27 protein-coding genes are annotated in these 26,477 nt (G+C 39.4%); 18 read left to right on the forward strand and 9 right to left on the reverse strand.

Features of this window, described 5'->3' with window-relative positions:
- Positions 1-22 precede the first annotated feature (22 nt).
- The 7 genes from K8L98_RS04440 (at position 23) to K8L98_RS04470 (ending at position 6,842) form a co-directional block, all read left to right on the forward strand.
- Positions 23-358: a DUF1904 family protein gene (locus tag K8L98_RS04440; RefSeq protein WP_223440037.1), complete on the forward strand. Its 336-nt coding sequence runs from the start codon at positions 23-25 to the stop codon at positions 356-358.
- 190 nt (positions 359-548) lie between these two features.
- Positions 549-1,709, forward strand: a complete 1,161-nt coding sequence (locus K8L98_RS04445) for an NAD(P)/FAD-dependent oxidoreductase (protein ID WP_223440038.1) — start codon at positions 549-551, stop codon at positions 1,707-1,709.
- A gap of 376 nt (positions 1,710-2,085) precedes the next feature.
- A complete protein-coding gene (locus K8L98_RS04450) occupies positions 2,086-3,891 on the forward strand; it encodes a laminin G domain-containing metallophosphoesterase family protein (protein ID WP_223440039.1) in 1,806 nt (601 codons plus the stop codon).
- A 268-nt stretch (positions 3,892-4,159) separates the two neighbouring features.
- Positions 4,160-4,630, forward strand: a complete 471-nt coding sequence (locus tag K8L98_RS04455; RefSeq protein ID WP_223440040.1) for a FixH family protein — start codon at positions 4,160-4,162, stop codon at positions 4,628-4,630.
- Between the two features lie 168 nt (positions 4,631-4,798).
- Complete coding sequence (locus K8L98_RS04460) at positions 4,799-5,101, forward strand: PadR family transcriptional regulator (protein ID WP_223440041.1); 303 nt, start codon at positions 4,799-4,801, stop codon at positions 5,099-5,101.
- Between the two features lie 4 nt (positions 5,102-5,105).
- A complete protein-coding gene (gene chrA, locus K8L98_RS04465) occupies positions 5,106-6,278 on the forward strand; it encodes a chromate efflux transporter (protein WP_223440042.1) in 1,173 nt (390 codons plus the stop codon).
- Between the two features lie 36 nt (positions 6,279-6,314).
- On the forward strand, positions 6,315-6,842 hold the full coding sequence (locus K8L98_RS04470) for a YfiT family bacillithiol transferase (RefSeq protein WP_223440043.1): 528 nt from the start codon (positions 6,315-6,317) through the stop codon (positions 6,840-6,842).
- 167 nt (positions 6,843-7,009) lie between these two features.
- Here K8L98_RS04470 and K8L98_RS04475 read toward each other — a convergent pair whose 3' ends face one another.
- From K8L98_RS04475 to K8L98_RS04490, 4 genes are all read right to left on the reverse strand, one after another.
- Positions 7,010-7,876 carry a DUF6612 family protein gene (locus K8L98_RS04475; protein WP_223440044.1) on the reverse strand — a complete coding sequence of 289 codons (867 nt, stop codon included), beginning with the start codon at positions 7,874-7,876 and terminating at the stop codon, positions 7,010-7,012.
- Between the two features lie 212 nt (positions 7,877-8,088).
- The gene (locus K8L98_RS04480; RefSeq protein WP_223440045.1) at positions 8,089-9,054 is read right to left on the reverse strand and encodes a cation diffusion facilitator family transporter; all 966 of its coding nucleotides are present in this window, start codon (positions 9,052-9,054) and stop codon (positions 8,089-8,091) included.
- 61 nt (positions 9,055-9,115) lie between these two features.
- Positions 9,116-10,300, reverse strand: coding sequence for an AI-2E family transporter (locus tag K8L98_RS04485; protein WP_223440046.1), 1,185 nt, complete (start codon positions 10,298-10,300; stop codon positions 9,116-9,118).
- 121 nt (positions 10,301-10,421) lie between these two features.
- On the reverse strand, positions 10,422-10,793 hold the full coding sequence (locus K8L98_RS04490) for a DnaJ family domain-containing protein (RefSeq protein WP_223440047.1): 372 nt from the start codon (positions 10,791-10,793) through the stop codon (positions 10,422-10,424).
- Positions 10,794-11,154: 361 nt separating this feature from the next.
- On the opposite strand from K8L98_RS04490, the gene K8L98_RS04495 reads away from it, so the two are divergent.
- The 7 genes from K8L98_RS04495 to K8L98_RS04525 all read left to right on the forward strand — a co-directional run bounded on the left by K8L98_RS04495 (position 11,155) and on the right by K8L98_RS04525 (position 17,473).
- Positions 11,155-12,624: a potassium/proton antiporter gene (locus K8L98_RS04495; RefSeq protein WP_223440048.1), complete on the forward strand. Its 1,470-nt coding sequence runs from the start codon at positions 11,155-11,157 to the stop codon at positions 12,622-12,624.
- Between the two features lie 202 nt (positions 12,625-12,826).
- Positions 12,827-13,372, forward strand: a complete 546-nt coding sequence (locus K8L98_RS04500; RefSeq protein ID WP_223440050.1) for a hypothetical protein — start codon at positions 12,827-12,829, stop codon at positions 13,370-13,372.
- Positions 13,373-13,420: 48 nt separating this feature from the next.
- The gene (locus tag K8L98_RS04505) at positions 13,421-14,323 is read left to right on the forward strand and encodes an HD-GYP domain-containing protein (protein ID WP_223440052.1); all 903 of its coding nucleotides are present in this window, start codon (positions 13,421-13,423) and stop codon (positions 14,321-14,323) included.
- 71 nt (positions 14,324-14,394) lie between these two features.
- Complete coding sequence (locus K8L98_RS04510) at positions 14,395-15,012, forward strand: DedA family protein (RefSeq protein WP_223440054.1); 618 nt, start codon at positions 14,395-14,397, stop codon at positions 15,010-15,012.
- A 296-nt stretch (positions 15,013-15,308) separates the two neighbouring features.
- The gene (locus tag K8L98_RS04515) at positions 15,309-15,881 is read left to right on the forward strand and encodes a copper resistance CopC family protein (protein WP_223440055.1); all 573 of its coding nucleotides are present in this window, start codon (positions 15,309-15,311) and stop codon (positions 15,879-15,881) included.
- A 5-nt stretch (positions 15,882-15,886) separates the two neighbouring features.
- Positions 15,887-16,960, forward strand: coding sequence for a copper resistance D family protein (locus tag K8L98_RS04520; protein ID WP_223440056.1), 1,074 nt, complete (start codon positions 15,887-15,889; stop codon positions 16,958-16,960).
- A 54-nt stretch (positions 16,961-17,014) separates the two neighbouring features.
- On the forward strand, positions 17,015-17,473 hold the full coding sequence (locus K8L98_RS04525) for an OsmC family protein (protein WP_223440057.1): 459 nt from the start codon (positions 17,015-17,017) through the stop codon (positions 17,471-17,473).
- Between the two features lie 80 nt (positions 17,474-17,553).
- On the opposite strand, the gene K8L98_RS04530 is transcribed toward K8L98_RS04525, so the two are convergent.
- The gene (locus K8L98_RS04530) at positions 17,554-18,123 is read right to left on the reverse strand and encodes a thioredoxin family protein (RefSeq protein WP_223440058.1); all 570 of its coding nucleotides are present in this window, start codon (positions 18,121-18,123) and stop codon (positions 17,554-17,556) included.
- A gap of 87 nt (positions 18,124-18,210) precedes the next feature.
- On the reverse strand, positions 18,211-18,357 hold the full coding sequence (locus tag K8L98_RS04535; RefSeq protein ID WP_223440059.1) for a hypothetical protein: 147 nt from the start codon (positions 18,355-18,357) through the stop codon (positions 18,211-18,213).
- A gap of 170 nt (positions 18,358-18,527) precedes the next feature.
- On the opposite strand from K8L98_RS04535, the gene K8L98_RS04540 reads away from it, so the two are divergent.
- The 4 genes from K8L98_RS04540 (at position 18,528) to K8L98_RS04555 (ending at position 22,103) form a co-directional block, all read left to right on the forward strand.
- On the forward strand, positions 18,528-19,616 hold the full coding sequence (locus K8L98_RS04540; RefSeq protein WP_223440060.1) for a mechanosensitive ion channel family protein: 1,089 nt from the start codon (positions 18,528-18,530) through the stop codon (positions 19,614-19,616).
- Positions 19,617-19,698: 82 nt separating this feature from the next.
- The gene (proC, locus tag K8L98_RS04545) at positions 19,699-20,502 is read left to right on the forward strand and encodes a pyrroline-5-carboxylate reductase (protein WP_223440062.1); all 804 of its coding nucleotides are present in this window, start codon (positions 19,699-19,701) and stop codon (positions 20,500-20,502) included.
- A gap of 343 nt (positions 20,503-20,845) precedes the next feature.
- Positions 20,846-21,733, forward strand: a complete 888-nt coding sequence (locus K8L98_RS04550) for a YitT family protein (protein WP_223440063.1) — start codon at positions 20,846-20,848, stop codon at positions 21,731-21,733.
- Between the two features lie 262 nt (positions 21,734-21,995).
- Entirely contained in the window at positions 21,996-22,103 is a 108-nt protein-coding gene (locus K8L98_RS04555; RefSeq protein ID WP_223440064.1) for a YhdX family protein, read from the forward strand.
- A gap of 388 nt (positions 22,104-22,491) precedes the next feature.
- On the opposite strand, the gene K8L98_RS04560 is transcribed toward K8L98_RS04555, so the two are convergent.
- The 3 genes from K8L98_RS04560 to K8L98_RS04570 all read right to left on the reverse strand — a co-directional run bounded on the left by K8L98_RS04560 (position 22,492) and on the right by K8L98_RS04570 (position 26,444).
- Positions 22,492-22,773: an anti-sigma factor domain-containing protein gene (locus tag K8L98_RS04560; protein ID WP_223440065.1), complete on the reverse strand. Its 282-nt coding sequence runs from the start codon at positions 22,771-22,773 to the stop codon at positions 22,492-22,494.
- A gap of 335 nt (positions 22,774-23,108) precedes the next feature.
- Entirely contained in the window at positions 23,109-24,152 is a 1,044-nt protein-coding gene (locus tag K8L98_RS04565) for a ribonucleotide-diphosphate reductase subunit beta (protein ID WP_223440066.1), read from the reverse strand.
- 15 nt (positions 24,153-24,167) lie between these two features.
- Positions 24,168-26,444: a ribonucleoside-diphosphate reductase subunit alpha gene (locus K8L98_RS04570; RefSeq protein ID WP_223440067.1), complete on the reverse strand. Its 2,277-nt coding sequence runs from the start codon at positions 26,442-26,444 to the stop codon at positions 24,168-24,170.
- Positions 26,445-26,477: the final 33 nt, after the last annotated feature.

Consider the following 26,477-nt stretch of genomic DNA (forward strand, 5'->3'; position numbering starts at 1 on the left):
CACTTAATTTGGAGGAATATAAATGCCCCACTTAATTTTCAGAGGGATTTCAGTTGAACAGGTCAAAACGATAAGTAAACCATTAGTACAGGAGCTAGCTGAAATCTGTGCTTGCGGGACTGATAACTTTACTCTAGAAATAGTACAATCTACTTTCGTATTCGATCAAAATGAAGTGCCGGGATATCCTTTTATTGAGGTAAAATGGTTTGAACGCGGCCAAGACATCCAGGATCAATTTGCCAAAGCTGTTACAAGAAATGTTCATTCTCTTGGTATTCCAGAAGCAGAAGTTGCATTTACTGCATTTTTAGAGTCTGCTTATTATTCTAACGGAAAGAGTTTCGCCGAAGAGTAAAGGACCAGGCACTACTCGTTTAGTGATTAGAATTTATAGAATAATACCTTAACCAAATATAAACCTTATCAGGTTTTAGTTCTTATGATTGCTGCTAATACTCTTGCTGCCGTCAAAGCATTTATCTATGTTTCTGCATGGGCTATTTGGTTATAAACCGGTCTACTATTATATGAAAGGTGCTGGGTAAATGGAGACAGAAGTAATCGTTATAGGCGGTGGTGTCATTGGCTCTTCTATTACTTATCACTTAGCACGTGATGGTGTAAGAGTTAAGCAATTGGAAAAGGGGAGCATCGCTAATCAAGGCGCTGCATCAAGGGCATCTGCAGGTGGAATTAGATTAAACAATCGTGATCCAAGAGAATTATCATTGGCAAAAGCGAGTATCCTTAGGTGGGAATCACTTGAAGAAGAGCTTGAAGCTGATTTAGAGTATTTGCCGGCAGGTCAAATCATGTTATTTGATCATCGCTATAATATGGAAGATCTCTTTAATCAGGTAAAGGAAGATCGAAAAAATGGGATTGTCTCTCGAATTGTCGATCAGGACGGTTTAAAAGAGTTAATCCCATTCATCTCACCTTTAATTTCAAAAGGGATCTTTTATTCAAGCGGCGGTCAAGCAAATGCATTACTTACGACAATTGCGTATTCATCAGCAGCACGGCGTTTAGGCGCAGAAATAATAACTGGCATTGAAGTACACTCGATAGCAAAACAGAATCATGCAGTTACAGGTGTATACACAAGTTCTGGCTTTATGCCATGTAATATGGTCATTAATGCAGCCGGAGTATGGGCGCCTAAATTGCATGAGACTTTAGGACTCTCCCTTCCACAAATAAAGCCTTTCTGTCATCAGATGTCTGCAACATTTGCTGCTCCTTTACTATTGCCGGGTCCCACGATTAGTGCAAAAGGGACGAAAATATCCCTAAAGCAAACGGTTGATGGACGAATAAGAGCAGGTGGAGGTTATGCTGCTAAGCCTGGAACAAACAAATACACTGGTCTATTCAATGAAGAAAGTCTTAAAGAGCAGCGTAATACTGTTTTATCCATTATTCCAGCCATTAAAGATTATGAAGTAGATTTTACATACTACGGTGCAGAAGCTCACTGCATTGATGATATTCCAATTTTAGGTCCAATCCCTGAAATTACAGGGTATTTATTGGCAGCTGGATTTAGCGGACATGGATTTACAATTTCCCCAGCTGTTGGGCAAGTATTGTCTGAAATTGCCCAACAGAAATCACCTTCGATTTCAATTGATGAACTCTCTATCAATCGGTCATTTGATGCAGAAAAATCAAAGGATCATGCAATTCGTCACATCCCAGGATGAATAAATAATAATTTATTGTAAGCACTTAATGACTATTATTTCTGAAGAACAATCTAGTGATCAAATGAAGTCCATAAAATGCTCCAGAATTTGGAGTTATTTAATCTGGAGCAGAAATTACTTTCTGTGCAAACGAATAAGTATGCAGTGAGTCATAATAGATCCAGTATCTTTCACACGAAAAACCATAGGCGGCAGATAAAAATATAAGGAAATTTCTGAAGAGCATGATCACGATCTGATCAATTGCTCTTTTAGCATTTTATTCTAGAGATTAATAAAATGAGTGATTTACATAAAATTTACTTACTTCCTAAATGAAGTAAATTATTAACTTATATCCTATTTTTATCATATCAAAAAGGAGAAACAATTTATGCGAATGAAAACTATTATAATGGCCTTATCACTCGTATGTATGATGGTTTCAATCTTTGCTTATCCTGCAGAGGCTTCTAGGTTGGCTGTACAAAAAGAATCTGACAGCATTGTGGCGGATTGGAAATTTTCGAAACAACATGTAAAAAGAGGTACGATTGAAAGCGGGAATTTGATTATTGAAGACGCAAGTGAAAACGGGAATGATTTAGAGCTAGTAACGATTGGAGACCCAGCTTCAACAGAATTAGAAAATATGATTAAATGGTCAGAAGAAGATTATTATAATCAAAAAAGTGTAGATACTTTACAATTTTCTAATTATAAGAATGCTCCTGCAGGAAGATATTTAAGAACAATCAAAGATGCACAAATCAATAAGGAAAACTTTGATAATGGATTTACCTTCGAAGCAATTTTCAAACTGCCGAGTGATTTTAATAGCAGTTTACATAGCTGGATGGGGATATTAACAAGACAAGGGCAAGCTGCTGACCTTAATAAAATGGAAGGCGAGAAAGAAATACTTACTACATTATCTGTATCAAGTGACAAAGAAATTCAATGGACAAGCCATCCATCTAATCTAGACTATAATGTAAGCAACTGGTCTCGTTCATTAAATACTGATGAGTGGTATCATTTAGCAGTTGTTAATGACGGCCAAACAACGACATTAACTGTTAATGGCGTTAGCGATTACGGAAAATCAGAACAAGTCGCAGGAATTGCAGCTTTAGAAGGTAAAGGCTGGAACATTGGTGCATCTGAGTGGGGAAATGAATTAGATGCACTATTTGCAGGCAACATCCAAGAAATACGAATTGCTAATGAGGCTTTAACCGAAGAAGAATGGCTTGTGCAAGGTGCTGAAGACGATGAACCATTCGAAGGAACTAACGATAGAATTCCATTTTTAACAAACAAAAACAATTATAATTTTCTTTTTGTCCCAGATACACAAAAATATTCAAGCCAAAATCCAGAGATTTTTTATAGCCAAATGAATTGGATTGCTAAAAGCACTAAGAAGAACAATATAGTAATGAATACATTTGTTGGTGACATTGTCGATAGTAATTCAGAAAAGCAATGGCAGAATTCCCTTGAAGCCATTTCGTATTTAGATAAAAAAGATATTCCTTATATGATTGCAGCTGGGAATCATGACTATGCCGAAGGAGATCCGTTCTTAATCCATTACGGACCGCAGCGTTTTGAGAATAAAGAATACTATAAGGGATCTTCTCCTTCCGGATATGGCTCTTATGCAATAGTTGAAGCAGGAAGTTATGAATACTTATTATTAATAGTTGATATGGAAAATCTTCAAACAGACATTGAATGGTCAAAAGATGTTTTAAATCGTCATAAAGATAAACCGACTATTATCGCTTCTCATGATATTATTTATCCTGAGATTCAAAAGAATAAAACTGTTGTCGCTGAGTCGTCTAACGGCCGACTGATTTGGGATGAACTTGTAAATGATTACAATCAAGTGTTCATGACGGTAAATGGACATTATTTTGGAATCGCTCACCACGTTAAACAAAACGCATCAGGGAACGATGTCATTCAAATGCTAGTCAATTACCAATCAAATTATCGAGGGGGAAATGGCTGGCTAAGACTTGTAGAATTTGATGAAAAGAAAAACAAATTGTTTTTCCGTACTTATTCCCCATTTGTCGATAAAATGCCAAACAAAGAAAAAACATATATCGATTATAGATTTTTAACAGATGAATACAATTTATTTGAATTAGATTTGAATTTTAAAAAGAGATTTAACTTGAATTGAAGATCCATTTAGGATGGTTCGTTTTGAGGAAGAAATTTTATATTTTTTTACTTTAAGTTTTATTCCTTCTATTTTTGTCGTTAAGGAATGCTCCATTTCGTTAAGCTGTAAGCAGCTGAATGGAATGGAGCTTTTCTTTGGAAGCTGATTCCTGAAAGGGTGCAGTCTTCGTCAGACTTTGGAAAGAAGCTTTTTGACTGTTATAGGATAAAGCGGTTACAATAGTTATCGTGTATAGACTGCTTCTTAATAGGAGAGGAAAAATGAAATGAATCGAATACTAGCAGCTTTATTTTTAATAGCCGGTTTAATGCTTGCCTCGGCCTGCACGATGGACTCAGGTGATAACTCAGCTGAAGGTTCTTTAATGGTTAACGCTGATATAAGACTGCCTTCTGAAATCAGCAAAAATAAAGAAGAAACGCTCTCTGTCGCTGTAACACAAGGCGAAGATGCTGTAGATGATGCTTCCGGCGTGGAATTCGAAATATGGAAAGCTGAAAGTAAAGAAGATAGCGAAATGATCAAAGCGGTACATAAAGGCAAAGGCATCTATGAAATCAAGAAAACGTTCAGCGAAGATGGCATCTATTTTGTTCAAACACATGTGACCGCCCGTGACATGCACGTTATGCCTAAAAAAGAATTTACCGTAGGGGAATTTCCTAAAGAAAAGGCTGAAAAAGCAAAAGAAGCTGAAAAGACAAAAAATGCAGAAGATGATCATAGTCACCACTAGGAGGCCAGGGCCGATGCTCTGGTCTCTTTTGTATTCTTAAAAAAGATAAAAAGAGGATTATTGCGGTTAACCTTTTTATCATTCAATCTTTACATAAAATTAATAATTATTTGTTACATTATTGCTAAGCAATATCGAAATCCGATATTAAGGAGGCGCTTCTTATAATTGCGTGAATTCATTCTTGGAGCCATTAAAATTCACATTCTGTATCATGCGAAAATCGAGCCGATTTACGGCTCATTCATGATTGAGGAATTGCGCAGCCACGGCTATGAAATTGGACCGGGCACACTATACCCGTATCTGCACAACCTTGAGAAAGCAGGATTCCTTACTAGGGAAGATAAAAAAGAAAAGGGGCGGATCCGCAAGTATTACAGCATAACAAAAGAAGGGGAGAAGGCATTGGAAAAATCAAAAGAGATGCTGAGAGAGCTTGCCAGAGAAGTCTTAAAGGAGGAATGGTGAAAATATGTTTAGAACGTGGCTTGAAATCCTTCTTGTGTCTACTAAGCTTGGGCTGACGTCATTTGGCGGTCCTGTTGCACATTTAGGTTATTTCAGAGATGAATATGTAAAGAAGAGGAAGTGGCTTGACGAACGGGGCTATGCTGATTTAGTGGCCTTGTGCCAGTTCCTTCCGGGTCCGGCGAGCAGTCAGGTCGGAATCTCAATTGGCATAGTCCGGGGCGGCTTGGCAGGAGGATTTTTATCATGGTTTGGATTTACAATTCCTTCTGTCATTGCCCTCATCTTATTTGCTTATTTTGTAAAAGGCTTTCAGGCGGAAGACGCAGGATGGATCGATGGTCTGAAGGTTGTGGCTGTGGCAGTTGTTGCGCAGGCCATTTTGGGCATGGGGAAAAATCTGACTCCGGACAGGCCGAGAATTACAATGGCCATTATTGCTGCTGTTTGTGCCCTTTTCTTTCCAACCGCCATTGGGCAAATCGCTATTATATTAATTGCAGGTGCTGCTGGATATTTGATATACAAAAATAAAGAGGTTTCAAAGGCAGAAAAGTTGAATCTATCCATAAGCAGAAAAACAGGTATCATAGCCTGGGTTTTATTTTTGGGGCTGCTGATTCTTCTTCCGGTGATCAGGCAAGTGTTTCCCTCTATATGGACGGCTATGTTTGATACCTTTTACCGTGTTGGTTCAATCGTATTTGGCGGGGGACATGTCGTGCTCCCGATGATTGAACGGGAAGTCGTGCCGCAAGGATGGGTAAGTGAAGAGATCTTCCTTGCCGGTTATGGAGCTGCACAGGCAGTACCGGGACCGCTGTTTACTTTTGCAAGTTATCTGGGTGCATCGATCAATGGTGTATCAGGTGCAATTGCTGCAACAGCAGCAATGTTTTTGCCGTCGTTTCTGCTCGTCGTTGCTATGCTCCCTTTTTGGAATACGCTAAGAGAAAAAAGCAGCGTACAAGCCGCATTAATGGGAGTGAATGCGGCTGTTGTCGGTATTCTGCTTGCAGCTCTTTACAATCCGGTATGGACAAGTGCAATCAAAACGTCCAGCGATTTTGCCCTCGCTTTAATAGCATTTGCACTTCTTGTCTACTGGAAGCTCCCGCCTTGGCTAGTGGTTCTTGCAGGGGCTGCCGGGGGAGTTCTCATTCAAAAACTTGGATAATAAAAGAAGAGAGAATAGTTGGAGAGGGATGATAAAATGCAAGATTTAAAGTATCCTATTGGTCTTTTTTATGCACCTGAAAAAATAGAAACAATCCATTTGAAAGGCTGGCTAGATGAACTGGCTGCAGCGCCCTCAAGATTAAAAACAGCCGTTTTGGATTTATCAGATTCACAGCTGGATACGCCCTATCGCGAAGGAGGGTGGAGTGTGCGCCAGGTAGTTCATCATTTGGCAGACAGTCATATGAATGCCTATATAAGAATAAAACTTGCCTTAACAGAAGAGAACCCGGTTATTCGTCCATATGAGGAAAAGGCATGGGCAGAATTATCAGATTCAAAGCATGGGGAAATTGAGGTGTCGCTCGTATTGCTTGAACATTTGCATAAACGCTTGGTCATGCTTGCATCGTCTCTCTCTGAATCTGATTTAAACAGGACATTTTATCACCCTGCGAATAAAACCTCCGCTACATTGGCTGAAACACTGGGTGTTTATGCGTGGCATGGGAATCATCATATTGCTCATATTGAGAGCCTTAGAAAAAGAATGGGCTGGTAAGTAAAAAGGAGATCTTCACTAAGAGATCTCCTTTTTCATTAAAAATATAGATATGGGCTAACCTGCCCAACCCCTCGGCCAGAACGGCTCCGTCAGTAAAGGCAAAAAGCGCCTTTTCTGCCGGATCCTTATCTGTCTGTCGAAGCTAAACGGGCGGTTCCGCTTTTCTAGGCAGCAGGATCAACCTCAACTGCTTCATTTAACACTTCTTCAGGAATAGAGAAGTTCTTAAGCTCATTCATTTCAGAGAATTCAGATGTGATCGTTTGCTGCATCTCGATCTTCTGTTCATTTTCAGTGATAAACATTTTAATGTCCATTTTTAGTGATTTGGGGAAATAAGTTTCTTTGTCCAGTGTGTACGTATAATCAATTTGTTCTATGTCCATTTGCTCCAATGCTGCCTGCATTGCAGGATCAGAGCCCATCATATTCCCTGTAAGACTCATCAGTTTTTCACCATTGCCTTTAACATTAAGTATATATTCACCTTCGGTTTCTTCCATCTGGATATCATCTGCCATTTGTTCCAGCTGTTTGATTTGCTCAGCAGGAGTCATCGTTTTCTGCTGATTCATCATTTCACCCATGCCTGGTCCGGCCTGTTTCATTTTAACCCATCCGCCTGACTGTACATCTTTTATGTAAATGAATTCCTTATCCATATACATTTCAATTGTATTTGTTTGTCCTTCAGCTTCCATTTGCATCGTTTGCTGCATGAAAAGTGGCTCTACATTTGTTTTTGTCTGCATGTCTGCATTTGTTTCCATCGTTCCTTCTTCAGTTGTCATAATCATTTTCAGTGTGCCGTCCATAGCGAAGTTTTTAAGCTCAGCAGATTTTTCACTGGCAGCAGCCAATACTTCTTGAGATGTTGCATTTTTGTCAGTTTCACTTGTTTCTTTGGTTTCAGCTTCGGTTTCAGCAGTCTCTGCCGCTTTATCTTCTTTTTCTGTAGTAGCGGTGCTTTGACCGCATCCGGCTAAAAGCAATGCAATCAATAAACTGATAATCCATCCTGATTTTTTCAAAATTAACGAGCTCCTCTCCAATTTGGTGAATCAAGGTGTACACTTTCTTAAACGATTAAAACTAAATAAAGTTTCACTTTTTTTCCATAACCCCTAATTTATATTTGGAAAACATTTGAACTATCCCCTTTAGTATCCAATTTGAAACGCTTATTTAGAAAAAATGACAAACAAAAAAGACCATTTAAAAATGGTCCATTTTGTCTAACCTTTTATTCAGTTTCATTCATTCCCCATGTTTTCACTCCGTCTGATTCGAAAATGCCAAGAGTGACATCTGCAATATCAGGATCGGTATATAAGTGATCCTTCACCCTGATTTTAATATCATCTGCAACAGCTAGAGATAACCCGGGTTTTAGTTCCATATAGCTTTCAACATGGTATTTGCGCCCCTCCTGAAGAATACGGAGATTTTTAATGTCTTCAACGTCAGGATCAGATAGAATCATTTCTGCAATTCGGTCCTCTACATCTTTAGGGGCAGCAACTCCGATTAATCCAATTGTATTTTCATAACCGATTTTAATGGCAATGCCTATCAGCAATACTCCAATCATCATCGTACCTACACCATCTAAAACGTAAAAACCGGTGAAATAAGACACTACGATTGATACAAGGGCCAATAATGCACCAAATGTAGCAATAATGTCTTCGTAGAAAACAAGTCTTGTTGGAGGCGAAGCAAGACTTACATGTTTAAATGCATTTGCTGCAACGCCAAATCCTTTTGCTTCTGTTCTTGTCTCATGTGCAATTTCTTTCATTGCTTTAATAAGAATGAGACCGTCAATTATAACAGCGATAACAAGGATTCCCGCATTTAACAGGATATTTGTGGTTGCTTTAGGGTGCTGAATCAGTTCCCAGCCTTTATGGAGCGTTTCGTATGCCATAATGGAAATTACGATAACCGCAATCAAAACGAAGAGATTCACTACACGGCCGAAGCCGGTTGGAAATCGTTTTGTCGGAGCTTTTTCAGCAAGAGCACTTCCGATAAAAACAAACCCCTGATTAATGGCATCCGCTGCTGAATGCAAAGTGGTGGCAAACATGGTTCCATTCCCGCTTATAAAAGCAGCGATTCCTTTAATAATCGTTAATGCCGTATTCCCGAGAGCTGCAATGCCTGAAGATTTATTTCCCTTTTTAAGAAGCTGAAAAAACGTCATATGCACACCTGCCAAATCATGATTATTTTTCTATTGTTACTATCCTTCAAACCTGCTGAAATTACTCAATTTCAATGTCCGCATTCGTGTTCCGGATTGGATCGAGCCGCTCTTTCCTGAGAAGGTAAAGTCTGTAAGAATGGCTGCATATGACCTTCAATATGGCGTAGGTCGGAACGGCAAGCAGCATTCCAAGCAATCCTCCCATGCTTCCCGCAACAATCAGGAGCAGGATGATAGTTAAAGGGTGAATATCAAGTCTTTTGCCCATAATCAGCGGTGAAGAAATATTGCCGTCGATTTGCTGAACAACAATAACGACTATAAGTACTTGTACAACCATAAACGGTGAATCCAGGAAGCCTACTATTACAGCAGGAATTACTGCTATAAACGGTCCAAGGAAAGGAATGACGTTTGTCAGCATCGCAAACATCGCAAGCAGAATGGAATAATCAAGTCCAATAATTAAGTAACCTATGTACATCATTACACCAACGACAAGACTGACAAGAGCCTGTCCCTGAATGTACGAGCTTAGGGCATGATCCATATCCTTTAAAATGAGCTTCGCTTCGTTTGCTTTTGTATAAGGCAAAAAGCGCAAAACTTGTTTTGGAGCATATTCACCATCTTTCAGCAAATAAAAAACAATAAACGGCACCGTAACAAAAATTGTTGCAATGCTTGTCAGAATGCCAATGAAATTAGAAACGCTGCTGCCGATATTGCTTACATTCGACTGGAAATAGTCTGTAACAGAAGCTGTCATCTTTTCGAAAGTCAAAATATCATTCTGTTCAAACCGGGCAAACCATTTATTTTCTCTTAGAGCAAGAAGTTTATCCTGCAGGGTTTGCACAATCTGAGGAAAGTTATTGATCAGTTCTTGAAATTGTTTCTGAATAACCGGTCCGATCAAGAAGATTACTAATGTTCCAAGGCCAATAACGAGCAGATAAATAATGATGATCGAGATGGTATTCGGAACGCCTTTTCTTCCTAAAAATCGCACGATCGGGCGAAGTAAATAAAAGATGATTCCTGAAACCAAAAACGGGAAAAATAAGGTCGTGAATATGATTTCAAGCGGTCTGAAAATGAAATCTACTTTAGTCGACAGCAGAATAATCGTTAAAAAGATAATGATTCCATAACCAATTTTAAAAATGCGGTCCTTCGGCAAATGATATGCACCACCTTTTGATGTATTTCTCACTTCCATGAGTTTGCGGAGATTTGCCATATGTAGCTTTTCCCATAAGGGGGAAAGGTGAAACAAATTGTTTTCATTATATCATTCCATAGCCCAGTCTCACTAACTCGGTTACAGGGATAAATGCAGCAGGCTGCGCCATGCCATTCTGTCATTCCCATAGTTTGTAATGCTTTTCAAGCTCATTAAGGGATAGTAAGTTTTTTTGCAGGGCTGGAGGACAAGAGCGGTTATATTTCATAATTTCTTTATTAATTTGTTCAGCTTCTGTTATACGTTTTTCATCATCAGTGAGTTTCATCAATTTTTCTATGCGCTGCTTAATTTCTTTCTGCATTCTAATCCATGCAGGGAGGTAGTTTGCATTTTTGACAATTTTCGTGAAGATATCCCCCTCAAGAGCGCTTTTTGGAAGTGGCTTACCCATGCCCGGCAGTTTTTCAGCACCGCCTTTTTTTTCAAAATCCTTATAAATAGAACTCATTAAATCTCTGTTTGATAAATCCTCATTGTTTTTCTTCAAAAAAAGACCCCCTATTGTTCATTTATAAGGATAACTTCTTGATGAATTTGGAAAGTCCTGTAAGAATCTTAGTCAAATTTGTGAAATAGAAAAACCTATCATAAAAGATAGGTTTCAGAGGGCGGTGTTTATGCTTTGAACATAGGTGACATCATTGTTCATTGAACTCTGTTTGGATAAAAGATGTCATAAGTAATCTATTATATAGGAGGAAGAAACATCCAGGGACTTTCATTAGGAAAATCTTTTTCCTTAGGCCAATTTCTAGACGATAAGCTGAATGTTGCGATAAAATAGACTTATTCCTCTATTAATTCTCTTCAAAACGTTGTGTAAAATGAAACTATGAGGTGATGCAGTATTGTCGTTTTCTGTTGATAATATCATATTAATTTTAGCTGTTCTTTTAACAATCGGTGTTTTGACTGCAAAGTTTTCCTCTCGGCTTGGTTTGCCTTCACTCGTTTTTTTTATTGTTGTCGGTATGGTGCTCAGCAATTATATTTATTTTGATAATGCAAAGCTTGCCCAGTTATTTGGAATTATTGCCCTGGTGATTATTATTTTTGACGGGGGATTGCAGACAAAATGGGTGGATGTCAGAAGAATTCTTGTGCCATCATCCATGCTTGCTACAATCGGCGTTTTTATTACGACGATCATAATCGGCTTATTTGCAAAATTTATTCTCGATTTAACCTGGCTTGAGGGGTTATTGTTTGGGGCAATCGTCGGATCAACTGATGCAGCAGCAGTGTTTGCTGTTCTCGGCAACAAAAACATCAGAAAGAAGTTGACGTCTACTCTGGAGGCTGAATCTGGTACGAATGATCCAATGGCCGTATTTCTGACAGTAACGATCATTCATCTGATTGGGCAGCCAGATACGAGTATTATTGAACTTGTCTTAAGGTTCTTCTGGGAGATGGGTTTTGGTCTTGCAGCAGGTTTGCTCTTCGGAAAGCTTGCAGTGTGGACCATTAACAAAATAAATTTGGATTCATCTGGACTTTATCCCGTTTTATCGCTTGCATTTGCCATTTTAACATACAGCTTAACCACGTTCGCACATGCAAGCGGACTCCTTGCTGTTTATGTCATGGCTGTCATAGTCGGAAATTCAGATTTAACCTTCCGGCATTCCATCATTCGTTTTAATGAAGGCTTTGCTTGGATGATGCAAATTTTAATGTTTATATTACTTGGCTTGCTGGTGTTCCCGAATCAGCTTTTGGGCATCGTTTGGGAAGGTTTGCTGCTGTCAGTGATCTTAATGATAGTGGCGCGTCCAATAGGAGTCTTTATCAGCATGTTTGTTTCAAAGTTTTCTATAAAGGAAAAACTGTTTATTTCCTGGGCGGGATTAAGAGGAGCTGTTCCGATCGTTTTGGCTACTTATCCGATGCTTGCTGGACTTGAGAACAGTCAGCTGATCTTTAATGTCGTTTTCTTCGTTGTCCTGACTTCGGCATTGCTTCAGGGTGCGACGATAACACCTCTTGCCAATAAGCTGAACCTGTCAGAAAGCAAGAAAAATTCATTGAATCATACCCTTGAATTAATCTCGATCGGCAAAACTAATAATGAAATGATTGAGCTTGAGGTTGGGGAAGGCGCCAGTGTTTCAGGAAAAGAATTAAAAGACATTGAGCTGCCGAATGATGCTTTAATAACGGCTGTTATAAGAGATGAAAAACTTCACACTCCGAGAGGAGATACAAATATTTTTTCAGGTGATACCTTATATATTCTCGTCTCCAAGAAAAACCGGGAAAAGATTAAAACGATTTTTCAGGGAGAAATCGTGGAGAGTGCCGGTAATTTTGATTAAATGCAGAGGGAGAAAGCGATGCAGCACAAGCTGCATCGTTTTTTTATTGGGTTATTTAAATTCTTATCAAAACATTATTCTTGCTTTTTTTACAAAATTCGTTCTTTTTTACTACATATTGTCAGTATTGATATATAATAACATTGAATAGTGAAAAAATTACGATTAATCAGTTAAAACCAATATGAAGGAGGAATAAAAAATGAGAAAAATCATCGCGTGTGTATTAGCCATTTTATTTTTTACCGTATATTCAGCAGTTCCTGCCGTTTTCGCTGAAGAAAACACAGGATTAAGCGAAGAAGAAATCCTTCAGCTGGTAATGGAAACAAACGAGAAGATCGATTCTTTAATCGTAAAAGCCGTTGCAGAAGCAGAGAAGATTGAGAGCAAGTACTTACATAATAAAAACAAGACGGAAGAGAAAATGGCGCAATTGCAGGCAGAACTGACAAAATTATCCTCAGAATTTCCGGATGCAAAAGATGATGAAAAAATGAAGAAGAGAATAGAGAATTTGGAAGAAAAGCTGCTGAAAGAAAAAGAAAAATTTGCAGAGTTTCAGAACGAGTTCGACAGAGAGCTTGGTGACTTAATTCAGAACTTGGTGGATGTAACAAATGAAATGTCTGCTAAGACCATCAGCAAAGCTGCTGAAAATGGCGTAACTGTGGAATGTACATGGGTTTTAGTTGAGCTCGGCGGAAAAAAGGTCTGGGTGGATCCGCTGAAAGTTGTTGGACCATAAACAGAGAACAAGGTTCCGCAATCCTTTTCTAATTTGGGGGGCTATCATATGGAAGGGCTGCATATTTTTAAAAAGGGCAGTTACATCAATAAAGTAAAACAGGAGTCGGCAGAATTAAGTCTGCTGCTGAAAAATGAAGGAACTGAAATTCTCTTTCAAAGCATAGTGAAGGATCGCATGTTCTACATTTATCCAGGAGAAAAGAGAGACTCCTTTGAATTTTATTACATCATTAAAGGGGAAGTTCTCTTTGAGGAGAATAACGAAAGCAAAGTACTGAAGGAGAAAGATTATTTCTATGTTCAGGACTTGAAAAAACCAATTTTTTTTAAAGCATTAACCGATTTAGAACTGCTTTGGTTTATTACAGAACCGGCATTTGATGATTTAAGCGACGAAATAGAGAAATGGACAAGCATGGTACAAAAAGTAGAACAAAAAGATCGCTACACATATAATCACAGCATGCGGGTTCAAGAGTATTCCATTAAGATTGCCAAAGAGATGGGGCTTGATAAGAAGAGGCTTGAGAATCTCTATGTTGCATCGCTGCTTCATGATATCGGGAAAATTAATGTAGGGACTGATATCTTAAATAAACCAGACAAACTGACTGATGAGGAATTTTCTATCATTAAGAAGCATCCCGCAGACGGAGCTGATATTTTAAAACATCAGAAAGGTGTAAGTGACATCATTCTTCAGCATCATGAAAAATTAGATGGTTCAGGCTATCCTTTCGGACTGAAATCGGAAGAAATCCTGCTGGAATCAAAAATCGTGACAGTAAGCGATACATATGATGCGATGACACAGGATCGTGTTTACCGGAGTGCGCTTAGTGCAGCCGAAGCGGTGCGGGAACTGAAGAAATGGAGTGGAATCCATTTTGATCAAGAAATCGTGAATACGTTCATTTCCCTCTTGAAAAAGGAAGGTAAAATTGACTAAGGCATCTTCCTATTCTAAAGCTTTTTATCTTAGTATAATGGAACATACATAAAGATGAAGGCAGTGAGAAAATGGAGATTTCGGAGATACTTGTTTTTATAGAGGAGTATGGCTATCTTGCCTTGTTTGTGATGCTTTCTGCCGGAACCTTTTTTATTCCTCTTCCGAATGAAGTGATTGTTATGATGGGCGGATTTGCTTCATCTCATGGGATTCTGCACCCAGTACCTGCCTTTTTTTCATCCTATTTAGGGATCATGACGGCACTCACCTTCTGGTTTTTAGTTGGGAAAAGCTTTGGGGAACTGGCTCTGTCTTTTTTAGTCAGAAGAGAAAGAGCGCAGCGCAGATTTATCAAATTTCAGCAATTATTTGCAAGACATGGCGATTATACACTGGGCATGACCTATTTTTTCCCGCTGCTGCGGCATCTGGGTCCAGTCCTGGCAGGGATGAATAAATTAAAGTTCTGGAAATTTGCTCTGCTGGCATATGGTTCATCCTTTTTGTGGGCCATTCTCTTTTTTTGTATGGGCAATAAATTCGGCGCTTCCATTGATGCAGTAAATGGGTATCTTTCTAAATTTGGACCGTTTTTTATCGGGGTTGGATGTATTCTATTTCTGTCGATTATTATTATTAGATATTACCGAAGAAAGAAATTGAGATCACCCAGAAAAGGTAATTGAATAAATATAGAAACATTTTTGTTCGAAGAAGCCATTCAGGCATATTGAAAGACACAGATAAGCAGCTTTTATATATCGATATTAAACAATTGCAGATAACTGCTGAAAAACTCGGGTCATTTTATTCTCGGGTTTTTTTTATTAGATTGAACATCCAAACAAAAGAGTATACCGTTAGCTTATTAAACAAACCTTTAAAAGACAGTGTTTAGAAAACTGTCGAATTTCTGCGAATGGGAAGATGACGGATCATGTTAAGATGAAAGTTGAATCTAGGCATAGAAAGGAATAACGATATGAAAAAGATACTCTCTCTATTAGGAATGCTCGTTTTAGTTATTTTACCGAATACAGTTTTTGCGCATACACATATGACTTCTTCAACTCCTGAAGAAGGATCAACAATAACGGAACCAATCAAAGAAATTGAGTTAACCTTTGATACAGCGATTGAGTCACTGAGTACGATTACATTAACTAAAGATGGTGCTGAGGTTCCACTGGAAGTGAAGGCTGAAGGAGAAACACTTAAAGGAATTTCATCGAGTGAACTCGAAAATGGATCATACACAGCAGACTGGAAAATTATCGGAGAAGATGGACATGAGATGGAAGGCACTCTCGCCTTTACGGTTCAGCAAGAAGTCAAGGAAGAAGAGCCTCAATCATCAAAGGAAGACGAATCAGCTGTAAATGAGGCTGAGGATAATCAGAAAGCTGATAATGAAAAGGCAGCACAAACAGATGAACAAACAGAAAGTTCGGAATCAGAGCAGGCTGAGAACAGCCCAGTCATGACGATTATCCTTGTTGCTATTGGTGTGATTGCCGTTATCGGTATTGTTTTCTTAATGAAAAAGAAAGGCTGATAAACATGGCTTATCTCATACCGATTGGAGAAGGGATCACGTATGTTCTCTTCTCTTTCTTAATTGGGCATGTTGTCCTGCAGTTTGTCAAAAAAGACAAGAAACCTGAAATTCGAATTCCAAAACCATTTTTGCTTCTAACAGTTTTGCTGGCCGTTGTTTTTTCTTTTCTGCCGGTATTAAAAATTATCCTGAGTTTTTATCATATGGCTGGTCTCAGTCAAACGATAAAATCGGTATTGGCTGATTTTCAGGCGGGTCAATCGTGGTTAATGACTGCAGCCGCAGCAGCATGTCTATGGATTGCCATATACTTGGACGGTTCTAAATATTTTCAGGGAGTACTTTTACTTTTCATGATCGCTGCATTGGGATATGCAAGCCATGCTGCAACATTATCCTTCTGGCCGGGGATCGCATCTCACAGCATTCATTTTCTTTCCGTCACATTGTGGACGGGCGTATTGCTTCATACAGCTTGGTTTTCAAAAAAAACAGCGAATTGGCAGGCTTTCCTCAGCTGGTTTACGCCGTTTGCGCTCGTATGTATGACAGTTTTGACTGCAAGCGGGTTAATCGTCATGACATTTGTCGTTGATCTGAATGATTATGTCCATGCATGGAGCCTATCTTATGGACAAGTGATTCTATTAAAACATATCAGTATAGTCCCGCTGCTGGTCTTTGCTTTTCTGAATGGCTTTGTAGGCAAAAGGGCCGGTCATATCCAGACTCTTGTCTGGGTAAGAGCCGAGAGCCTTGTCGTCATGATCGTTTTCTTTTTAACAGGAGTATTAGGGACACAGGCTCCTCCGCATGATGTCAGCACAACCCTTCGTTCAGACGGTGCTTCGCCTTTATTTGAATTCATTAAAGACTTAAAGATCCAGGCGCCGATTGAAATCGGATTTGCTTTCTCACTGAATGGAATGCTGCTTTTTATTTTTGCAGCTCTTTTTCTTGGCATGATCGTGATCAGTTTTATTAAAAAAAGAAATGCATATGCAGCTTGTGCATTTGCGGTATTATTTATTGTTTCTGCTTATCTTGCTTTTATGGCGAATGTTGCTGTGAGTTAATCAGCGGGCCGATAATAAGACAATATTCTATAATAAAGGAAAGGAGGGATTCTCATGCCGGAACATTCTTTTCATTTAAAAGCACATTGGCCAGGCCTTAGAAATGACGTCGGGGAAATCGAAAGCGGAAATTTAAAAACACAGGTGTCGATTCCGCCGGAGATGGAAGGTCCTGGTGTTGGAACAAACCCTGACGAGATGCTTCTTGGAGCTGCTGCAACCTGCTATATCATCACACTTGCAGCTATGATGGAGCGCAGCCGATTGGAAAAAGAAGACCTTGCGATGACATCAGAGGGAATCGTCGATGTTACAAAAGGTGTGATTACGTATAAAAAAATTATTCATCGGCCTGTCATTGTGTTAAAAAGCACAGCAACTGTCAAAGATGAAGAGCTTGCAAGAAAGCTTGCAGAGAAGGCAGAGAGCTCTTGTATGATCAGCCGTGCGATTAAAGGCAACGTTGAAATGGGTCTTGAAGTGAGCATCATTAAAAAAGCAGTCACCTCCTAGAGGCAACTGCTTTTTTTTAGATTGAACACAAGATTCCAGTGTTGAAGTCAGAGCCGAATTCCTATAAGCAGTTTTTCTGATTAAACGTGTAATCTCTTCTTCTTAAGTGTGGTTATAATGCTATATGAAACTTCTTTCCACAGCGATTCGTCTTCTTTATACGATGCTGTTAAAGTCTGGATCATTTCTGATTGCTTTGCTTTGAAATCCGGGTGCTCTTTATCCGGCAGTGATTTTCTTAAACGTTCAACGAGCTGCTGAATTTTTGGAGCCCGGGGTCCCCAGACAGCTTTTTCGTTTCCAGCTTGATCGAAGAAGATAAAGATAGGAATCGCACGTGATGTACCGTTTGTTAAATATTGATCCATGAGCTCAAGGTTTGAGTCGCGCAGCAAAAAGCGGACGTCCATACCTGCTTCTTCTGCAATTTTTAATAGAATGGGATTGTTCAGCATGGCATCTCCGCACCAGTCCTCAGAAAGAACAATGACACGAAGGGATTGATTGCGGATGCTCTCAAGAATGGATACATCGTCTTCATCCAATGAAAACTTCTGATAGATTGTGTTCATTTCTTCTTTATTTACATTCATTTTTTCGATATATTCCTGTGCAGTTAATCCTTTAGCAAACCATGTATTTAGTGACATATTTAAGACCTCTCCCAGGATTGATTTAATGATAACGGTATCAGAATCTCCTGTAAAAATCCAGAAAGTTGAACTGATTATTTAAATTTACGATTTGTCTTTATAATGGAGCTCAGATTCATGTACAAGAATGACGCGTAAATAGCCTCTTGTTTTTAAAATTTCACAATATCCGCTTTCATATTTATGAAAAAGAGTATAGATTTCATTTTTGTAAATCACGAGGTCCTGCATTTTTCTGCCGCCCTTCAATTTGTTTTGTTACAGGAAAGACGCAGGAAATATCCTCAAAGTTACCAGTTTTTATAAAAAAATAGGGACCAAAAGACGATGAGGTTTTCGAATAGTTTAGTATAATAGTATTTTGTTAATACATAAGGTATACAGAGTAAGGGGAGAAGTTCATGATTGAAAAATATATGACGACTGAAAGTTTAATTGAAATTGCTGTAAGCATCGGTATTTTCGTGCTGTTTATGGTCCTTCGAAAACTTTTTACGAAATACGTATTCAAAATGATTTTGAAGTTCAGCAACAAAACACCGACTGATATTTTCAGGAATGTCCTGGTTGCCTATGAAAAACCGCTCCGCATGTTTTTTATTCTGATCGGTTTATATATGGCCATTCTGTATTCGCCTTTTTTAGATAACCAAAGGGACGTTCTTAGTCAATTCTATCGATCTTCCATTGTGCTTGTGCTTGCATGGGGTCTTTACAATCTGACGGCATCTTCATCTCTCTTATTTGATAAAGTGAATCGCCGTTTTGAACTTGAGATGGATGATATTCTTGGTCCCTTTTTATCCAAGGTTATGCGCTTTCTTATTCTTGCGCTGACATTCAGCATCATTGCTCAGGAATTTAAGTATGATGTAAATGGTTTTGTGGCAGGGCTCGGACTTGGCGGTCTTGCATTTGCCCTTGCAGCGAAAGAGACGATCGGCAATTTTTTTGGCGGAATCATTATCATTACAGAAAAGCCTTTTACGCTCGGCGACTGGATTAAGACGCCAAGTGTCGAAGGAGTTGTAGAGGATATCTCATTTAGAAGCACGAGAATCCGGACATTTCCGCAGGCGCTTGTAACTGTGCCAAACTCAACACTTGCCAATGAGCCCATTACGAACTGGACGAAAATGGGCAAAAGACAAATTCAATTCACTATTGGCGTGACATACGATACAACAGAATCTCAGTTGAAAACATGTGTGAAGAGAATTGAACATATGCTGTCTGAGCACGATGGGATTCATGATGACACAATCAATGTCATCTTTAATGCTTTTGGCGACAGCAGCCTTGATATTTTCTTAAACTTCTTCACGAAAACAACAGCCTATGCAGATCATTTAAGTGTGAAGCAGGATATTAATTATAAGATCATGGCGATCCTTGAAGAAGAGGGTGTAGGTTTTGCATTCCCAAGCCGCACAATATATGTGGAAGGCGCTAAGCAGGATGCATTTGAAAAAACAAAGCAGTATAGCTAGGGACCGGTGTTAAGACACCGGTTTTTTTGTGCTCTCAAGTTTGATAAAATAACGAAAGATGATAAAGAGAGGAAGAAGTTTTTTGAAAAAAAGCACGATTTTATTTATTGGGGCAGGCCGAATGGCGGAATCCATCTTATCTGGACTTGTACAATCTCCAAACGTAAAGGACATTTATGTATCGAATCATAGGAATAAAGAGAAACTGTTTTACCTTCAGAAAAAGTATCAGGTAATCCCTTCTTTAAATTGGAGGGAAGATATTGAAAAAGCGGATATGGTGGTTCTTGCAATGCCGCCAGAAGTTCATTTGAGTTTATTGCAGGATATGTTGCCGTTTATTCATAATCATTTTGTTGTTACAATAGCAGCCGGGATCGGGCCTTCTTTCTTGGAAAAGCATTTGCCTGAGAATACTCCTGCTGCATGGGTGATGCCTAATACTGCATCAGAAATCGGTCAGTCGATGTCCCTTGTCGCATACGGGAAAGCTGTGCTTGAAAATCATAAAAGCATGCTGAAGCAAGTACTTGATGCAATAGGCGAGGCTGAGGAGTGCTCAGAAGAGCAGGTTCATCAATTAACAGCAATCACAGGAAGTGCCCCCGCTTTTCTTTATGCATTTTCAGAGAGTTTAATTGACCAGGCTGAGTCCTACGGAGTCTCTCATAAAACGGCTGTCAGACTTGTCGCGCAGATGCTGGCCGGCTCATCTTCCATGCTGAAAGCCAAGCTTGCTCCACAAGAACTTAGAGAGCAAGTGACAACACCCGGAGGAGCCACCGCTGAGGGAATAAAAGTGCTTCAAGAAGGCGGATTTGACGACTTAATTAAAAATGCAGTCATTGCTACAAATAAAAAAGCCATGAGCAAAGGGAAGGAATAAGCTAAAAAGACAGGGAAGGGTCAGGCGCGTTTCGAATTTTTAATAGTTGTTTCGCGCTTTCCCGTCCCATTGCAGGCTGGGCATGTTTTTCTGAAAAATGGAAGCTTTGATCTGATCTGTCCTTTTCCGCTGCATTTTACACAAATATTAATCATTTTCATTCGCATCACCGTCTGAATTTTCTTACTATTTATTTTACCACAGAATATCAGCTTAGAGTTAGTATCAAACACCCTGAATATGGGTGTTTTTTTTTTTCAAAACAGTCATTTCAGCGATAGTCTGCACCTATATTTTAATATATAAACTAATTGGAAAAGAGTGACTAAAAGGAGGAGGATAAATGGAGCCCCATCAAATGTCCGTCATCAAACAGCACAAAAAGCTGCCAAAGGCTGAAATTGGCAAACGCATGGTGCTGATTTGTTTCGGTGCAGTCTTGATGGCAATAGGTCTGGAAATCTTCCTCGTTCCTAATCGTGTGATAGATGGCGGGATTGTGGGAATTTCCATTATCCTTTCTCATCTGACCAAAGTTAAGCTTGGTATTTACTTGTTTTTTCTGAATGTGCCCTTTTTCTTCATTGGGTATAACCAGATTGGAAAGACGTTTGCGCTTTCTACTTTGTTGGGTGTAGGAGTTATGTCTTTTACGACGGCTTTGCTTCATCCTGTTCCTGTTTTGACTGAGGATCTCTTGCTTGCATCTGTTTTTGGAGGAATTATACTTGGCATCGGAGTCGGTCTGGTCATCAGGTATGGAGGATCCCTTGACGGTACAGAAGTTCTGGCGATTTTATTTAATAAGCAATCTCCTTTTTCCGTTGGGGAAATTATCATGTTTTTTAACCTGTTTATTTTAGGAAGTGCCGGTTTTGTATTTGGCTGGGACCGGGCGATGTATTCTCTTATTGCTTATTTCATTGCTTATAAGACGATTGACGTGGTCATACAGGGACTTGATGAATCGAAATCTGCATGGATTATAAGCGAAAATCCGGATGAGGTGGGTCAGGCAATCTTAGCCCGCCTCGGCCGCGGAGTTACGTACTTGAACGGGGAAGGAGCGTATACCGGCGATAATAAAAAGGTCATTTTTTGTGTGATTACAAGACTGGAAGAAGCAAAGTTAAAATCCATTGTTGAGGAATTAGATCCTTCTGCTTTTTTAGCTGTTGCCAATATTACAGAAGTAAGAGGCGGCCGCTTTAAAAAGAAGAGTATCCATTAAAAGACATATTTTTTTAAAATACAGCAGGATAACAAAAAAAATTACACGTGCAGCTAAGTAAAAAGACCCGAACTCTTTGTAAATTGTTAAATCGTGTCGCGCCGGTCTCTTTCCATTACGAGAGTCGAAAATCTCCATTAAAAGAACGATGAATTTTGCCCTTAACCTAGTCGGGATTCAATAAATAGTCAAATAAATAGGGATAAATCATCATTTACTAAATTTTCAGATTAATTATGATATCAATAAAGGAGGAGATAAAATGGGTAAAGGAAGAATTCGTGTGGAAGAAAGTATTAAAGTGCAGACGGATGAAGAAATGTACGAAGCAACTTTAATTGAAAAAGCGGAAGAGGAAGAAGTAAAGTAAGAATCAGCCGTTTTAAGACACCGTGTGAATCCTTGATGATTTTGTCTCTAGTGAAAAAAGGTATGGTTTGCCCTGATTGTTGGATCAGAGATTTATGAACGAAACGAAGAAGAAAGGTAAAATGTTTATTACCCAGATCCTAAAGCTGAGCAATAAAAGCAGAACAGGAGATTCATAATTGCAATCGGGATATGAACAACTTTCATGGACAATAAATGGGGAGACTATCTTAGCGGATAGTCTCTTTTTTGATTTCTGTTAGAAGATTCAGAAAATATAGTTTTGGCATATAAAAAAGAGGGTACGGTACACCGTACTCTCTCTAAGTGGTTATAGCTGTGAAGCAAGAACCACAGCACCTTCAGGAGCTTTGTTTCCTGCTTTTGGTTCATATCGTTATGGCTATTGTATCCCAATTGAGCTCGCCTTCCAGGTTCATTTCGTACATGACGGCACCATGTCCGGATGAATCTGGAACGAATGAACCGGCTGCGACTGGATTTTTATTCTCAATCTGCCAGATTTGATAGACTTCGCCGTCTTTCAGCTGCTTCAGCTGTTCAGCCTGAAGGATGACCATTTCTTTTGAATCGTTTTTCATCAGTGAGGCCATTGCCGTTACGCTATTCATTTGCTCATCTACCGGGGCAAGTGCAACTTTTTTTTTCAAATCTTCGCTGCTGAATGCTGCTCTATTGGAGGATTATCTGACATTTGTTTTAAGAAATAGCCGTTTCCGAGATGTGATGCGAAAAGCAAGGCAGCTGCTGAAGGAAGAAGTAACCTGTTGGGCCGTTTTCAAGTGTCATTTCCCAATCTCCTCTAATTTGATCATTCTTTCATAAATTAAAGGATATCATCAATAGTCGCAATTTGAACTTCTGGAGATGTCCTTCATCGTATATATAGGATAACGGATATAAAATCATTTTGTATCACTTTTTATCTAAAAGCGGCAAACAAATAAACCGCCTTTAAAAGACGGTTTATTTGTTTTGTTATATATTATAGGTCATCAAATCCGTTGTCGATGGAGTTGACTTTCGTATACTGACGTGATTTTTGCTCAAAGAAATCAGACTTTCCGAGATCTACTTCTTCATAAGCTTTGATCCACTTCAGCGGATTTGTCCGGTTTTCCTCAAATGGGCGTTCAAAGCCAAGCTGATTGCACCTGACATTTGCATAAAATTTTATATAATCCTCAACGTCCTTCATATGAATTCCGTCTATTTTATTGCCTATGATAAAGCGTCCCCACTCAATTTCAAGAGCTGCAGCTTCCATAAAGGTTTCTTTGACAAAAGCTGCGAGTTCCTCTGTATGATATTCCGGGTACTCGCGCAGAACTTCTTTGAATATTTTTACAAACAAATCTACGTGTATTTGTTCATCACGGTTAATGTAGTTAATCATCGTGCTTGTCGCGACCATTTTTTGATTGCGGGCAAGGTTGTAGAAATAAGCAAAACCTGAGTAAAAAAACAGACCTTCAAGAATGACATCATACACAATGGATTTAAGAAGATTGCTGACGTTCGGCTCTTCAGCAAAGTCCTGATATCCATTCGTGACAAACTCGTTCCGTTTTCTTAAAATGGGTTCGCTTCTCCAATATTCAAATACTTCATCCTGCACATGCTTCGGAACAATGCTTGACAGAACATAAGAGTATGAATGATTATGGATGACTTCCTGCTGTGCGAGCATGATCATCAATGCGTTAATGCTTGAATCTGTTATATATTCCGAGACCTTTCCTGCATAATCGGTCTGGATGCTGTCAAGCAGTGCGAGCAGACCGATGATTTTCAGAAAAGCATCCTGCTCTTCTTTTGATAATTGAGGGAACTGCTTAATATCGCCGGACATATTAATTTCAAAGGGTGTCCAGAAGTTTGCCAGCATTTTTTTATATTTTGCGTAAGCCCAGGGATAGGAAACATCGTCCCAGTTCAATACATTGGAGCTGCTGCCGTTAATAATGGCTGTGGACCGGTTTGGTGCCCCTGCATCCATAATTGACCTTGCTTTCAATGAATGTGTCATGATTTTTCTCTCCTTTTAGCTCGCGCAAGACTCACAGTCTTCTATGGCACTTGAAGTAGACCGGACATAATAGGTGGTCTTTAAACCTGCCTTCCAGGCTGATAGGTGCAAGTTCAGCAATTCTTTTGCTTTTATCGTGTTCTGTACATAAAAATTAAACGAAACCGATTGATCAATATGCTTTTGTCTTGCGGCATTCTGCCTGATGCTCCACATTTGATCAATGAAATAGGCTGACTTATAGTACCATGTGGTTTCGGCATTTAAATCTGGAGCAGTAACAGGTATTTTATAATCCTTTTTCTCTTCAGAGTACATTTTTTGGAAAATTGGATCGATGCTCGCTGTACTGCCAGCAAGAATGGAGGTAGAAGCATTTGGCGCCACAGCCATCAAGTAGCCGTTGCGAAGCCCTTTTTCCATAACCTGCTGTTTTAATTCATCCCATGGCATATTTTCCGAAGTGTAATCTCTGCTTTCGAAATACTCTCCGGTATGCCATTTTGATCCCTCAAAAACTGGATAGGCTCCTTTTTCAGCAGCAAGCTTCATACTTGCCTGGATCGTGTAAAAGGCAATCTCTTCATATAACTTGTCAGCATACTGTACGGCTTCTTCGTCTTCCCATTTCAGACGTTTTAAAGCAAGCAGGTGATGCCAGCCGAATGTTCCAAGGCCGACTGCACGGTATTTCTGATTGGTGAGTTTAGCCTGCATCACAGGTATGTCATTCAGATCTATCACGTTATCGAGCATTCTGACCTGGATGGTAATAAGACGCTCAAGCACTTCATCAGCGGCAGCTCTTGCAAGATTAATAGATGACAGATTGCAGACAACAAAATCACCCGGCGTTTTAACGGTGATGATTTTTCCGTCTTCTGTGAATTGCTCATCCATTGTCGTTGCGCTCTGATTTTGAGTTATCTCTGTACACAGATTGCTGCAATAGACCATGCCCTTATGTGAATTCGGATTGCTGCGATTCACTTCATCACGATAAAACATGAATGGGGTGCCTGATTCAAGCTGGCCTTTCATGATGCCTTTCATAATTTCAATAGCAGGTACGGTTTGTTTAGATAGATCAGGATGATTGACGCATTCCCAATACTTATCGCGGAAGGAGCCGAAACCTTTTCCTTCATCGTAAAAATCTTCTAAGGAATACCCCATCACTTTACGGACTTCATGCGGATCAAATAAATGCCAGTCGCCGCGGTTTTCCGCCTGCTCCATGAAAAGATCCGGCAAGCAGACACCTGTAAATAAGTCATGAGTTCTTAAACGCTCATCGCCATTATTCAGCTTTGAATCCAGGAATGAAAAGATATCTTTATGCCACACATCCAAATAGACAGCGATGGCTCCTTTCCTTTGACCGAGCTGGTCTACACTTACTGCCGTATTATTCAGCTGCTTCATCCATGGGATGACACCGGATGAGACCCCTTTAAAGCCTTTGATGTCACTTCCGCGGCTGCGGATTTTTCCTAAATAAACTCCGATGCCTCCGCCTGATTTTGAAAGATTTGCAATATCTGTATTGCTGTCAAAGATTCCTTGCAGACTATCATCTACTGTATCTATAAAACAGCTCGACAGCTGGCCAACAGGCTTGCCGGCATTTGAAAGCGTCGGTGTAGCAACGGTCATGTACAAATTGCTGAGGGCCCAGTAAGCTTCTTTGACAAGCTGCAGACGGTGCTCTGTCTTTTCATTGGCCATTAGCGTCATGGCAATGACCAAATAACGTTCCTGAGGCAGTTCAAATATTTTTTTATCAAAATCTCTTGCTAAGTAGCGGTCAGACAGAGTGCGAAGTCCAATATATGTAAACAGCTTGTCTTTTTCCGGCTGAATGATGGAAGAGAGGCTTTCTATTTCTTCATGTGAATAGGCGTTAAGCAAATGCGGACTGTATATGCCCTTATCAGTGAGTGTTTGGATTAAGTTCACAAACGAATCATATCCATTATGCTGATTGCGGTTGAATGCAGCTTCCTTATAAAGCTTTCTTAGATAAATGCGAGCACAAAAGTAAGTCCATTGAGGCTCAAGCTCACTAATATTGGAGAGGCCTTCGAGAATAAGGAGATTGGAGATTTGGGATGTTGTATATTCACTGCGGCCATCGATGCTTTGGATGATTCTTGTGCTGTAATCATCCAGGTCAAGCTCTTTAAAGTCGTGTCCGATTTCATCTATGAAATTCTTAATCCGTTTTTCTGAAAATGGGGATTTCTCAAGTGTAAGTTCATTAAAAATAATAGTTGCCATTGTGGTTGCCATTTGACATCCTCCTAAAAAATAATAAAAAAGCGC

This window comes from Metabacillus dongyingensis (assembly GCF_019933155.2).
Classification (GTDB): Bacteria; Bacillota; Bacilli; order Bacillales; family Bacillaceae; genus Bacillus_P; species Bacillus_P dongyingensis.

Coding starts and splice junctions, on each gene's coding strand:
- K8L98_RS04440 (WP_223440037.1), top strand. CDS start 23: ATGCCCCACTTAATTTTCAGAGGGATTTCAGTTGAACAGGTCAAAACG.
- K8L98_RS04445 (WP_223440038.1), top strand. CDS start 549: ATGGAGACAGAAGTAATCGTTATAGGCGGTGGTGTCATTGGCTCTTCT.
- K8L98_RS04450 (WP_223440039.1), top strand. CDS start 2,086: ATGCGAATGAAAACTATTATAATGGCCTTATCACTCGTATGTATGATG.
- K8L98_RS04455 (WP_223440040.1), top strand. CDS start 4,160: ATGAATCGAATACTAGCAGCTTTATTTTTAATAGCCGGTTTAATGCTT.
- chrA (WP_223440042.1), top strand. CDS start 5,106: ATGTTTAGAACGTGGCTTGAAATCCTTCTTGTGTCTACTAAGCTTGGG.
- K8L98_RS04470 (WP_223440043.1), top strand. CDS start 6,315: ATGCAAGATTTAAAGTATCCTATTGGTCTTTTTTATGCACCTGAAAAA.
- K8L98_RS04480 (WP_223440045.1), bottom strand. CDS start 9,054: ATGACGTTTTTTCAGCTTCTTAAAAAGGGAAATAAATCTTCAGGCATT.
- K8L98_RS04485 (WP_223440046.1), bottom strand. CDS start 10,300: ATGGCAAATCTCCGCAAACTCATGGAAGTGAGAAATACATCAAAAGGT.
- K8L98_RS04500 (WP_223440050.1), top strand. CDS start 12,827: ATGAGAAAAATCATCGCGTGTGTATTAGCCATTTTATTTTTTACCGTA.
- K8L98_RS04505 (WP_223440052.1), top strand. CDS start 13,421: ATGGAAGGGCTGCATATTTTTAAAAAGGGCAGTTACATCAATAAAGTA.
- K8L98_RS04510 (WP_223440054.1), top strand. CDS start 14,395: ATGGAGATTTCGGAGATACTTGTTTTTATAGAGGAGTATGGCTATCTT.
- K8L98_RS04515 (WP_223440055.1), top strand. CDS start 15,309: ATGAAAAAGATACTCTCTCTATTAGGAATGCTCGTTTTAGTTATTTTA.
- K8L98_RS04520 (WP_223440056.1), top strand. CDS start 15,887: ATGGCTTATCTCATACCGATTGGAGAAGGGATCACGTATGTTCTCTTC.
- K8L98_RS04525 (WP_223440057.1), top strand. CDS start 17,015: ATGCCGGAACATTCTTTTCATTTAAAAGCACATTGGCCAGGCCTTAGA.
- K8L98_RS04530 (WP_223440058.1), bottom strand. CDS start 18,123: ATGTCACTAAATACATGGTTTGCTAAAGGATTAACTGCACAGGAATAT.
- K8L98_RS04535 (WP_223440059.1), bottom strand. CDS start 18,357: ATGCAGGACCTCGTGATTTACAAAAATGAAATCTATACTCTTTTTCAT.
- K8L98_RS04540 (WP_223440060.1), top strand. CDS start 18,528: ATGATTGAAAAATATATGACGACTGAAAGTTTAATTGAAATTGCTGTA.
- K8L98_RS04550 (WP_223440063.1), top strand. CDS start 20,846: ATGGAGCCCCATCAAATGTCCGTCATCAAACAGCACAAAAAGCTGCCA.
- K8L98_RS04555 (WP_223440064.1), top strand. CDS start 21,996: ATGGGTAAAGGAAGAATTCGTGTGGAAGAAAGTATTAAAGTGCAGACG.
- K8L98_RS04565 (WP_223440066.1), bottom strand. CDS start 24,152: ATGACACATTCATTGAAAGCAAGGTCAATTATGGATGCAGGGGCACCA.
- K8L98_RS04570 (WP_223440067.1), bottom strand. CDS start 26,444: ATGGCAACCACAATGGCAACTATTATTTTTAATGAACTTACACTTGAG.